Source organism: Tenacibaculum caenipelagi, assembly GCF_004363005.1.
Taxonomy (GTDB): Bacteria; Bacteroidota; Bacteroidia; order Flavobacteriales; family Flavobacteriaceae; genus Polaribacter; species Polaribacter caenipelagi.
The window spans coordinates 99722-111573 of sequence record NZ_SNYH01000002.1 but is presented as its reverse complement, the minus strand read 5'-3'; the positions used below and the strand labels follow the sequence as shown (position 1 = coordinate 111573).

The window sequence follows — 11852 nt, the reverse complement described above, 5'->3', positions numbered from 1 at the left end:
ATGCCAGTTTATGAGTTGAATATTGATGAATTTTCTAATGACAATTATACGTTAATAGGTATTCATACAATTCTGAATGAATACAAGTTGGCTTATTTATTAAATCAGTATTTGCATGTTAAGTTCAATAGAACGAATTACGATTTAGATTTTGTTCAAAGAAACAGCGAATCTTCGTTTGCTGTATATGAGTATACAAACACAAAGCTTTGTCAAAAATGGTTTTTAATATCGAATGTATATAAGTCAACTCGTAAAGCTACATCAATAGGTCTTTTTGAACACAGTGATTCAATTAGTCATTTGATACCAGAGAAGAAAAAAGTTGATTTTTTTTTGAAATTAGAAGGAGTGTTTGAGTACGAATCGGTTGTTAAAACCATAGAAAAAATTAATCAAATACCACAAATTATTACCTCTTATCAATTAGAGGTAAACTCATTAAAGTCGAAAGACTTCTTAATTTTTTAAACTATATGCCACACAACAAGAAAACAAAAATAGTAGCAACACTTGGTCCAGCAACCAATACAAAAGAAATTTTAGCTGATATGGCGACAGCTGGGGTAAATGTTTTTAGAATTAATTTTTCACATGCAGATTACGGTGTAGTAAAAGAGCGTATTCGTCAAATACGAGAGATTAATGAAGAAAGAGGTTATAATGTAGCCATTTTAGCCGATTTACAAGGCCCAAAACTAAGAGTTGGGGTAATGAAAGAAGGAGTTGAGTTAAAGGCAGGAAACATCTTTGTTTTTACTACTGAGAGGTGTGAAGGAACACATGAAAAGGCTTACATGACCTATCAACAGTTTCCAAGAGATGTGAAAGTAGGAGAGAAAATTTTGGTTGATGATGGAAAATTGATGTTTGAAGTAATAGCAACAGATAAAGACAAAGAGGTAGTTACTAAAGTAATAGTTGGAGGTGCTTTAAAATCGAAAAAAGGGGTTAATCTACCAAATACAAAGATTTCTTTACCTGCGTTAACTGAAAAAGATAAAAAAGATGTTGTTTTTGCATTGGAACAAGAAGTTGATTGGATAGCGCTTTCATTTGTTAGAACGCCTGAAGACTTACGTATTTTACGTGATTTGATCAAACAAAAATCTCGATATAGAGTACCAGTAATAGCGAAAATAGAAAAACCAGAAGCTGTTGAAAATATTGATGCATTAATTCCGTATTGTGATGGATTAATGGTGGCACGTGGTGATTTAGGAGTTGAAGTACCAATGCAAGATGTACCTTTAATTCAGAAAAGTTTAGTGTTAAGAGCTAAACAAGCTAGGATTCCTGTTATTATTGCAACGCAGATGATGGAAACGATGATTGAAAATCCAGTACCAACAAGAGCTGAAGTAAATGACGTAGCCAATTCTATCATGGATGGTGCTGATGCGGTAATGCTTTCTGGAGAAACATCGGTAGGGAAGCACCCGGTAGGAGTAATACAAAAGATGACAGAGATTATTGGAAGTGTTGAGTTTTCTGAATTGATTAAAGTACCTCAAGAACCACCTCATATACGAACTAATAGATTTGTTACAAAAGCGGTTTGTCATCATGCAGCTCTAATGGCAGATGATATCAATGCAGCGGCTATTTCAACTTTAACTAATAGTGGATATACTGCTTTCCAAATTTCTGCATGGAGACCTAAATCACATGTATTGGCATTTTCTTCAGAAAAAAGAATTTTAGGAAAATTGAATTTATTATGGGGAGTTAGAGCTTATTTTTATGATAGAGAATTAAGTACCGATGATACTATTGAAGATATCAATGAGATTGCCAGAGAGAAAGGTTTTGTAAAACCAGGAGATTTTATGATTAATTTATCTTCTATGCCTGTAGAAGCTAAAGGTATGGTAAACACTTTACGTGTTTCTCATATCAATTAGAATATTACACACTATAATAAAACAAAAAGCTCAACTTAAAAGTTGAGCTTTTTGTTTTTATAATTGAAGTTTTCGTGTACAAATAATAGCATCATTAATTACAAATGGCATTGGCATCATTACTTCGCTTCTCGGTTTTATAGTGAATTTTGGATGCGATAATAAGTCATTTGATATTTCATTTAATACAAGATCAGGTTTTATGTTTTTATCAATAGTAAAAGAAAGGGTTAAGGCCTTATCAGTATTTGCCATTTGATAAACTAATAAAGTTCCTTTATCAGCAGTAAAAGCTTTTCCAGAGTCATCATATGAAACTCCATTAACAGTAAAGTTATCCAGTCTTATTTTAGTATTGGTAAACAACTCATATCTGTCAATCTTTCGAGTAGGCGTAATGGTAAACGATAGATTTCTTTGATTATCAATAATAGTATCTTGATTAATCGTTATGTTAGAGATGCTAATACTTTTATTTTCTGCTTTTGTATAGTAATTAAAAGAGGTATTGTATTTACTGTTTCCTGCAATTAAATCTATACCTCCTTGTGGAGAATCGTCGTTTAAAAATTGTTTGGTGTAGCCGTCTAAAGTTTTATTATGACTTGCCCAATAAGAAGTGTTTGTGTCTGAATTTTGAATAAAAACTAAACTGTTGGGTTTTTTCTTTTCTAATGAAAAACCACTATTAAAAGTTGCAATGACAAAGAAAAGAAGTGACACTAAACCTGTTAAAGTTTGCCAACCATTTTTCTGTTTTTCTTGATGAAAAACAGGAAGCATAAACCCAAAGAGGAGTACCAATAGAATGGCAGAGATAAACAATGTTTTCAACCCTAAAGCTACAGGAAATAGTTGTATCATTGGAGCAATTATATAAATTGTAGGAATTGAAATAACAGCAAATAAAGCAGCTTTAGATTTTATTCTAATATTCATAAAAAGTTGAATAGCTAAAATGAATAATGCTATATAAACAGGAATAACTAAAAAGCCAGCACCAGGTAAGTTTACATAGACTAAATAGTTTAAAATTAATCCAAAAGTAATAGGAGCAATAAGTAAATCGTTTGTTTTATGCTCTTTAAGATAGTTATATATCTTAAAAATGAGCCAAAGATTTAAAAATATAAATGCAATAATATATTGATATCCATTATAGGTAAATCCATGTAGCATATCGGTATATTGAGGATGTATAATTAGTAATAATTGCCATAAACTATACGATATTCCAATGCAAATTACTAATGAAATTATATAAGGAATAAACCCCTTAAGCATTCCAATAACCGTTAGCTTTTTTCGTGAAATTCCTATGAAAATGAGAAATATAAATAAAGCAAAGGCAACAATTAACATTGGTAAAACCCAAGAAAACGGATAGCTTAAAAGTTTTGTAAAAGGAAAGTTTACATAAATATAATCGGTGTCACTATTCAAATTTGTTAAATCAGCATTTGCAAAATAATTTAAAGTAGTCGTTAAATAATCTGCCTGATGTAGTAAGGTTTCCCTATTTAATCTTTCATAAGAATCTTGTTCGGTATGATAATCAAAATGATCATCAATAAAGGCAAAATTGAATCCATTAATATTACCATTTTCTCTAAAAATTGTTAAATCCGTATCGTTAGGAAGCTTTTTGTAAACACCGTACATTAACGAATTGGCAGCTGGATAATTTGGATTGGCGTTTAAAAATTCTGCTAATAATTTTTTATTTTTTCCATTTGTCTCCATTAGCATATAGCTAGAGCCACCGCTACCACGAGCTTCAAAATTTAACACCAAACCTATATCTTTTGCCCAAGGGTGATTTTCAACAAAGGCTTGTGCCCCCAGTAAACCTAATTCTTCGGCATCTGAAAAAAGGATTATAATATCGTTTTTAGGAGTTTTATTTGCAGCTAAGTATGCTCTTATACCTTCTAAAATCGTTACAACACCAGAACCAGCATCACTAGCACCTAAAGATGAGTGTGGATTGGAATCATAATGTGTTAAAAGCAGTAAAGCTTTACTATTATCAGTTCCTTTAATTCTAGCGAGAATATTTTCTGTAGTTGTAGCTGCCCTCCATTTTTTATTAATAGCAGTTTGATATTGAATTTCAGGTTCTAAGTTTAATTTCTTTAACTCTTTTACAAGGTAATTTTGAACTTCTTTGTGTTCAACAGAACCTGTGTAATGAGGTTTTTGAGAAATGTTTTTTAGATGATATAGCGCATTGTCTATTGAAAAATCTGTGGTTTTTATATTTGTTTTTGGTGATGATACACTAGGTATCATATCAGTAAAGCTCCAGTAAACTGTTAAAATAATAACAATTACTGCAAGGTAATTTCTTGATGTTTTCATAGTTGAATTTTATCCCACATAAAAGTAAGTAATTTATTTTTTAGTGAGTCAATTTGTAATTGATTAAAAATCAGTATATTTAAGTTTATCTTTAAAATGAACTATTATGGGAATTATCAATTTTCAAGGTAAACGAAATAATCCGCCAGAAAAAGAGGAGGAGCTAATTTTAGTGTCAGATTACATGACAAAGAAGCTTATTACGTTTAAGGAAGATCAATCTATTCAAGAAGCTATTAATATATTGATTAATAATAAAATATCTGGAGGACCAGTTGTAAATGATAAAAATGAATTGGTAGGTATTATTTCAGAAGGTGATTGTATAAAACAAATTTCAGATAGCAGGTATCATAATTTGCCAATAGAGAATAGTACCGTTGGAAGAGCCATGGTGAAAGAGGTTGAAACGATAGATGGTAATATGAATATATTAGATGCCGCCAATAAGTTTTTACAATCTCGTAGAAGACGTTTTCCTATTGTTCAAAATGGTAAACTAGTTGGGCAAATCAGTCAAAAAGATGTGTTAATTGCCGCCATGAAGCTAAAAGGGAATACCTGGAAGTAGTTACTCTTGTTTAACTAATAAGTACATTTCATTTTCCAACTCTAAATACCCTTGGTCGTACACATAAAAATAGGTGTTACCAGTTTTTGTGATATATAGAGACGTGATAAATTTAAAGTCAAAACCTCTATCAAATAACTTGCGACGTGTTACTTTCGTTTTACCCGAAACATTTAATTCTGAAAGGATTTTATAGTTTTTTCGTAAACGGTTGTTGGTGTTTCTGATAAGGTTTTTACTCTCTTTATTAATCTTGTTGTTGTAAGCATTTCTACAGTAATCGGAACAGAATTTTTTATCAATTCGTCCGATTACCTTTTCTCCACACTCTAAACATTGTTTATCGGTCATAATCTGTTTTTTTTAATTCATACCAATTAACATCTACTCCCTTATAACCAAATTCATTCACAAATTGTAAACCTATTTTTTGTAGAATTTTGTTAGAACCAATATTTTCTACATCAGCAGCACCGTAAATTATATCATAGTTCATTTGTGTAAAGCCAAAATCTAAGCAAGCAAAAGCTGATTCAGAAGCATAACCTTTGCCCCAAAAGCGCGGAATAAAACGATAACCTATATCTATAAAATTAGTAAAGCCGTTTAATTCTTCTTTTTTTCCTATATTAAGTTTTAGTCCGGACCATCCAATGAATTCCCCCGAAGCTTTTTCGAAAGCTGCAAACCTACCAATACCTCTTTCTTTATACTGTTCTTCAAAAAATGTTATAATGTCTTCAGCCTGCTTGTAGGTGGTAATAGGGTTCTTTCCTAAATATTTATGTACTTCAGCGTTTGAGTCTAACTCAAAAATTCCCTCAGTTTCACTTTCTCTGAACTCTCTTAAAATTAAGCGTTCAGTTTCTAAATAAAATTTCATGCTCTAACTGTTTGATTTCAAAAATATTAAAAATATTTAAATGATTACATTCAATTACAAACGAAAATAAACGATTACTAACCATTTTTAATTTGCACACTGTTTCATCTTTGCAGTGTCAATTCGTTTGAATGACAAGGTCTTAACTGTTTAACATTAAAAAATACTATTATGAACGCACTAAAAAACAGAGTACAGTTAATTGGAAATTTAGGAAATAATCCAGAAGTAATCACTTTAGAAAGTGGAAAGAAATTAGCAAAATTTGCTATAGCAACTAATGAAACGTATAAAAATGCCCAAGGCGAAAAAGTAACGGACACACAATGGCATAATGTAGTTGCCTGGAATAAAACAGCAGAAATTATTGAAAAATATTTAGAAAAAGGCAAAGAAGTAATGATAGAAGGGAAGCTTACTTCTCGCTCTTTTGACGATAAAGAAGGTAATAAACGCTACATAACAGAAGTAGTTTGTAGTGAGCTACTGATGTTAGGAAGTAAATAAGAGGGTAAGTTGCTGAAAAAGAGTTAAAAAAGAAATAAAAAACAAGCTGGTTATGTAATCAGCTTGTTTTTTTATGTTAAAAATTTAATTTTAACAAGAAGTTTGGGGTAGAACCTAGCGAATAACGAGAATACCTATTAGCACTATTATTTTCTACTCTATAATAATTATTAATACTATTTTTAGTATTGAATAAGTTCCATACTGAAACACCAATATTTACACTCATATCATCAGTTAGTTGTTTTTTGTACAGGGCAGAAGCATCTGCTCTTAAATAATTATTAAGTCTACTATTATTAGCACTTTCATAATTAATTTCATTATCAATAATTTCATTACCCGAAACAGGTTGAGAAGTTGGTTTTCCAGAAGTATAATTTAGTCCAAGCGAAATATTGAATAATTTGCTAGAATAAGTACTACCGACCGTAATAGCATGAGTAATATCAAAATTACTAGGAAATTGATATTCAACTAAATTGTCAAAAAAATATGTGTTTTGAATAAATGAATAACTTAACCAAGTATTTAGGTTTTTGAAGTTCTTTCTCAATAAAAAATCAATACCAAAAGCATCATAACTTCCTTTGTTTTTACTAAACTCATATTTGGTGGTAAAACTTTGACTTTGTGTGGTAATACCATCAATAGTTTTGTAGTATCCTGTAGCATCTACAAGCCATTGCTTCTTTTTATAAGTGAATCCTATTGAAGCCTGTTTACTTTTTAATACAGGAATGCTATCGTTGTCAGATAACTGCCATCTACGTTTTTCAATTCCTAAAAAATCATTCTGAAAATTGATAACTTGAGAGACATTTTGATGCTTAAACTCCCCCAGAACTTCTATAGAAAGAACGTCATTAACTTTTTTATGAATACTTAATCGAGGTTCTACAAGGATTTTGTTAAACTTCTCAATATAATTAATCCGTAACCCTGGTTTTATAGTAATGTTACTATTAGAGTTTTGATATTGAGTTTGTCCAAAAACGGCATGCTCTCTAATAACATTAGAGTACAATCTTACAAACCTAGGATTATCAACATCGTTTCGATTGGTTATTTGTGTTTCAACAAAATGATAACCACCATTGTATTTCCAACTATTTTTAGTGTAGTTACCTTTCAGTTTTACACCTGTTTCAGAAACGATGTTTTCTTGTAAAAAACGTTGATTATCTAGAATGTTTGCGTTAATAGCTTGTAAATTATAATCTGTCTCGTAAACCTGTAAGGTTGTGCTAAATTTTGGATTCCATTTTCGATGATAATTAATACCGCCAGCAATGCTTTGTTGCGACAAACTACTTTGTTTGGTCTCTGTTGAGTTATTTACAACTGCAGTTTCATCAAATGTTAAGTTGTTATCAATTAAAATAAAGTTTATTCGAATAGCATCTTTGTTGGTAGGAGTATATAACCATCGTAACGAGGTGTCGTAAAAATTAAACTCTTGATTAGAATTCGTAACGTTTTTATCGTTGTTTTCTATTTCGGTACTTTGGGTAACGCGCTTAAAGTAATTGTGATAAGTTGGAGTTTTAATCCAATCGTCAATAGATCTACGAGCGGCCACTTGAAGTGAAGACTTTTTTCCTAAAGGAGTATCAGCAAAAATATTAGCATTGATAAAGTTCAGACTCAAACTTCCTGTGAAATCTGTTTGTAAAGTAGCCGCTGTTTTCATGTGAATAGTTCCCGAAACTCCATTAGAGTAAGAAGCATCAGTACCGTTGTTAATTACATACGCAGTTTGCGTGATTTTTGGATTGAAGCTAGAGATTAACCCGAAAAAATGTCCAGTTTGATACATTTTTATACCGTCCCATAAAATAAGGTTTTGATCGTGTGAGCCTCCTCTAATAGTGATGTTTGAAACTGTTTCATCTACACTTTGAATACCTGGTAGAGCTTGCACAGTTTGCAACACATCAGATTCAATTAATCCTGGAAGTAGGGTAAATTTTGAAAAATCGATAATAGTGTTACCATTAATAGTTTTATCAATACCTTTTACCAAATATCCATTGACAGTAATATTAGAAATTAACTCTTGATGTTCACTTAAAAAAAGGTTTTTACAGTCTGTAGAAGACAACTCACTTGCTAATTTATCAATTGTATGATAACCAATAAACCGAATGTTTACTTTTTCAGAATTACTTCTAGTTTTAAGGTCAAAAAAACCATGATTGTCAGTAACGGTATAGTTATTATCTGTCTTAATAGTTGCTCCAACCAAAGGAGCTTTTGTTGTAGAATCTTTTAAGTATCCGCAAATTATTACAGGAGATGAAATTCCAACTATTTGTGAATCTAAAAGAGTAAATATAAAATTTGTTTGTGCTTCTAGTTTTTTAAGTTTATTACCTAAGCTAAGCTTATTAGAAATAGGAAATACATAGATGTTCTTAATTAAACTACTACTGTAGTTAAATTGGATGCTGTGTGTATTTGCAATTTGCTCTAATACCGTTTTAAGAGGCGCTTTTTTAGGTTCAGTTTGCGCTTGTATGCCAAAACAAAAAGACCAGATGAGTATTAAAAAAAAGAAGGATTTATAGTTGTTCATCCCAAATAATTACATGTTGCTTATTCTTAATTTCGTACGATAAATTAAATGGAAGAGTGATTGATTTTAAGGCTTTTTCAAGGTTATTGTTTGTAAAAGCACCTGTAAATTTTAGATCACTATTTTGTATGCTAAGTTGTGCCTTAATGCTGTATTGTTGCTCAAGTTCAGCAACAACTTGAGAAAGCAAGACATTTTCAAAAACACTCATGTTTTTCAACCATTTTGGTTGTGATAAAATTGTACTGGTCTTTTGTTCTATTCCTTTAATAATACTCAACTCTTTTCCAACAGGTAGTTTTGTAATTTTATTTTTATAGTTTACTTGTACCAATCCTTCATAACATGAAACTTTAAAAATACTGTCTCTGTCTAGTACATTAAACTCAGTACCTAAAACACTTATAATTCCGTTTTTAGTTATAACATCAAAACGCATTCCTTTTTCAACATCAAAAAAAGCTTCGCCTTTTAATTGCAAACTTCGTTGCTTTTTCCAGGTATTACTATTGTATTCAAGGTGAGAAAATTCATTTAGTTCTACTATCGAATTATCGGGAAGTGTAATGGTTTTACTCTCGGCATATTGAGTATTAAAAGCGTTTACTTGTTTAGCATTGAAAAAATAAAATATACCTAAACCAATAATAAATACTGCGGCAATTTTAGAAACGACTAATAGCCAATTTGTTTGGGGTGGTTTTTTAGAGGGTAAACGATTGTTTAAGCTTTCAAAAGAAGGTATAGAAATATGCTTGTCAGCTTTAAATCGCTGACCTTCTTGAATAATTTCTTCAAGAAAACTAGCATCTTCTAAGGTGTTAAAAGCTGCTTGTTCTTCGTTGGTTAATTCGTTACGTAACCATTTTTGTATTAAATCATCCTTCTTCATGAGTGATTGCCTATATTAATAAAACACTTTACTTAGTGAAAATCCCGATTTTTTATTTAAAATCTTCTAGTTGATCTTTTAATTTTTTAAATGCCGAATAAATTCTGTGTTCAGCAACCTTTTTTGTAACTCCTAATATTTCTCCTATCTCCTTGTGGGTTTTACCATCTATTTTATTCAACATAAAGGCAACACGTTCTTCTTCTTTTAAGTTTGATAAAGCTTTTTCATACCGCTGTAAAAACTCTTTTTTGCGAAGTATAAATTCAGGTGACTCATTTGTGTAATCTTTAGGCTTTATTTCTTGATGTTTAAAAACTACTTTTTGATGCTTCACAGCATTTAACATTAAATTGTTAGCAACGGTATAAAGAAAAGATTTAACTTTTTCAGGAACTACTTTCGCACAATTTTCCCATAATTTAATAAAAGTATCCTGAACTTTATCAGTAGGATTTAAAGTATTTCCATATTTATAGTATAAAAAATTACCTAACTCTTGAGCATATTTTTCATACAATAAAGAAAAATTCTTTTCATTACAAACGTTATTATGTAGGGGTTTTGACAAACTAAAATAGGGTTTTAAGAGTGAGAAAGGTATAAAAAAATATTTTTCTCGGGATATTAAAGAAGTTAGTTGTTTTATAATAAAAGCCGAAAGAAATCAAACTAAAACAAATAAATAACCCCAAGATTATGAAATTTTTAAAAACAACCTTAGTATTATTTAGTGTTCTACTAGTACTTTCTTCATGTAGAACCGAAGAAATTCAAATTATTAACCCTCCAATTGAAAATGAGCTTGTAGCAAACTCTACAGTAGCTAATTTGATGAAATATACTGTTACAAAAGACGGTTCTGATGATAATATTATTGATAGAGCTAGTTGTCTTAGTGTTAAATTACCAGTAACTGTTACTGTAAATTCTAAAGAAATAACGGTAAATGATGAAGATGGCTATGAAGAAATAGAAGATATTTTTGATCTTTTTGATGATGATGTAGATTCTATAGTTATTTCGTACCCTATTGAAGTAATACTAAGTGATTATACAGTAAAAACAGTTAATTCTGATGAAGAGTTAGAAGCTTTAGCACAAAACTGTAAAGGAGAAAATGAAGATGATGATGATATTGAGTGTTTAGATTTTTACTACCCGCTTACAGCTTCTGTGTTCAATTCAAATCAAGAGTTAATACTTACCCTTACCATAGAGAATGATGAAGAGATGTATGAATTAATAGGGAACTTAAAAGATTATGCAGCAGTGACTATAGATTTTCCTTTTAAGGTGATTTTAAATGGAGACACATATGTGTATATTAACAATATGCAAGAATTAGAAGAGGCTATAGCAGCAGCAAAAAATAGTTGTGATGAAGATGATGATAATGATTACAATGATGATGATTGTGATGGATGTACTACCGAAGGGGTTAAAGAGATATTTGCAAACTGCAATGAATGGATTGTTGAGAAACTATACATAGACCAAACGTATCTTACTGATGAATACAAAGATTTTGTGTTTAATTTTAAAGAAGGAGGAATAATCTTAGTAAATAAAAATGGAACTGTTTACGAAGGTAGTTGGGAAGTTTCAGGAGAAGCTAATGACATGAAAATAGTTGTTAACGTTCCAGATTTTCCAGATTTTAATGCTATTTGGTATCTACATGAAGTTAAAGAAGGTTCAGGGGAAGTAAGTGTACATTTATTACTTGAAGGAAATCATCTTCGTTTTAAAAGTCAATGTTCTGTTGTAAAAGATGAATTGAGTGATATTTTATTAGCAGAAGGTAGTGTTTGGGCAGTTGAAAACTATAAAAATAACGGAGTTGATGAAACAGAAACTTTTACCAATTATCAGATCTATTTTTATTTAGATAATGTTGTTAAGGCGAAAAAAGATGGAGTTGTTATGGTAGGATCTTGGGAAGTATCGAGTGATGCTAGCATATTAGCTTTAAATTTTTCTGATGCTCCTGTAAATGAATTTAATAAAGAGTGGGCAGTTGTCTCAACCTCTGAAATTCAAGTAGTTTTAGAAGCAAATGATAGAAGGTTAGTTATAAAACGCATTAATTAAAAGAATAAAATTAATTATCCTTTAGTGTCTATTTATCAATTTTTGATTGCAAAAGCCAGCTT

11 protein-coding genes are annotated in these 11852 nt (G+C 30.6%); 5 read left to right on the top strand and 6 right to left on the bottom strand.

Annotated features, from left to right (window positions below; all coding sequences use genetic code 11):
- Together DFQ07_RS04015 and pyk are read left to right on the top strand one after the other, a co-directional pair.
- Positions 1–471, top strand: a complete 471-nt coding sequence (locus DFQ07_RS04015) for an IPExxxVDY family protein (protein ID WP_133534997.1) — start codon at positions 1–3, stop codon at positions 469–471.
- A gap of 5 nt (positions 472–476) precedes the next feature.
- Positions 477–1904 (top strand): pyruvate kinase, encoded by a 1428-nt coding sequence (gene pyk / locus DFQ07_RS04010; RefSeq protein ID WP_133534996.1) that lies wholly within the window; start codon positions 477–479, stop codon positions 1902–1904.
- A gap of 57 nt (positions 1905–1961) precedes the next feature.
- On the opposite strand, the gene DFQ07_RS04005 is transcribed toward pyk, so the two are convergent.
- Complete coding sequence (locus DFQ07_RS04005) at positions 1962–4265, bottom strand: M20/M25/M40 family metallo-hydrolase (protein ID WP_133534995.1); 2304 nt, start codon at positions 4263–4265, stop codon at positions 1962–1964.
- 106 nt (positions 4266–4371) lie between these two features.
- Between DFQ07_RS04005 and DFQ07_RS04000 the strand changes: the two genes are divergently transcribed.
- Entirely contained in the window at positions 4372–4836 is a 465-nt protein-coding gene (locus DFQ07_RS04000; protein ID WP_133534994.1) for a CBS domain-containing protein, read from the top strand.
- Here the strand turns inward: DFQ07_RS04000 and DFQ07_RS03995 are convergent, their stop codons facing one another.
- Together DFQ07_RS03995 and DFQ07_RS03990 are read right to left on the bottom strand one after the other, a co-directional pair.
- Positions 4837–5187 carry a hypothetical protein gene (locus tag DFQ07_RS03995; protein WP_133534993.1) on the bottom strand — a complete coding sequence of 117 codons (351 nt, stop codon included), beginning with the start codon at positions 5185–5187 and terminating at the stop codon, positions 4837–4839. It abuts the gene before it with no gap.
- Positions 5177–5719, bottom strand: coding sequence for a GNAT family N-acetyltransferase (locus DFQ07_RS03990; RefSeq protein ID WP_133534992.1), 543 nt, complete (start codon positions 5717–5719; stop codon positions 5177–5179). The genes DFQ07_RS03995 and DFQ07_RS03990 overlap by 11 nt, the downstream gene beginning before the upstream one ends.
- Before the next feature lie 171 nt (positions 5720–5890).
- On the opposite strand from DFQ07_RS03990, the gene DFQ07_RS03985 reads away from it, so the two are divergent.
- Positions 5891–6226 (top strand): single-stranded DNA-binding protein, encoded by a 336-nt coding sequence (locus DFQ07_RS03985; RefSeq protein ID WP_133534991.1) that lies wholly within the window; start codon positions 5891–5893, stop codon positions 6224–6226.
- 76 nt (positions 6227–6302) lie between these two features.
- On the opposite strand, the gene DFQ07_RS03980 is transcribed toward DFQ07_RS03985, so the two are convergent.
- The 3 genes from DFQ07_RS03980 to DFQ07_RS03970 are packed head-to-tail and all read right to left on the bottom strand — an operon-like array spanning position 6303 to position 10267.
- Complete coding sequence (locus DFQ07_RS03980) at positions 6303–8804, bottom strand: TonB-dependent receptor (protein WP_133534990.1); 2502 nt, start codon at positions 8802–8804, stop codon at positions 6303–6305.
- Positions 8791–9696: a FecR family protein gene (locus DFQ07_RS03975; RefSeq protein ID WP_133534989.1), complete on the bottom strand. Its 906-nt coding sequence runs from the start codon at positions 9694–9696 to the stop codon at positions 8791–8793. Before DFQ07_RS03975 ends, DFQ07_RS03980 begins: the two co-directional genes overlap by 14 nt.
- 52 nt (positions 9697–9748) lie before the next feature.
- Positions 9749–10267, bottom strand: a complete 519-nt coding sequence (locus tag DFQ07_RS03970) for an RNA polymerase sigma factor (protein ID WP_133534988.1) — start codon at positions 10265–10267, stop codon at positions 9749–9751.
- 128 nt (positions 10268–10395) lie between these two features.
- Here DFQ07_RS03970 and DFQ07_RS03965 point away from each other — a divergent pair, with 128 nt between their 5' ends.
- The gene (locus DFQ07_RS03965) at positions 10396–11790 is read left to right on the top strand and encodes a hypothetical protein (protein WP_133534987.1); all 1395 of its coding nucleotides are present in this window, start codon (positions 10396–10398) and stop codon (positions 11788–11790) included.
- The last annotated feature ends 62 nt before the right edge of the window (positions 11791–11852 follow it).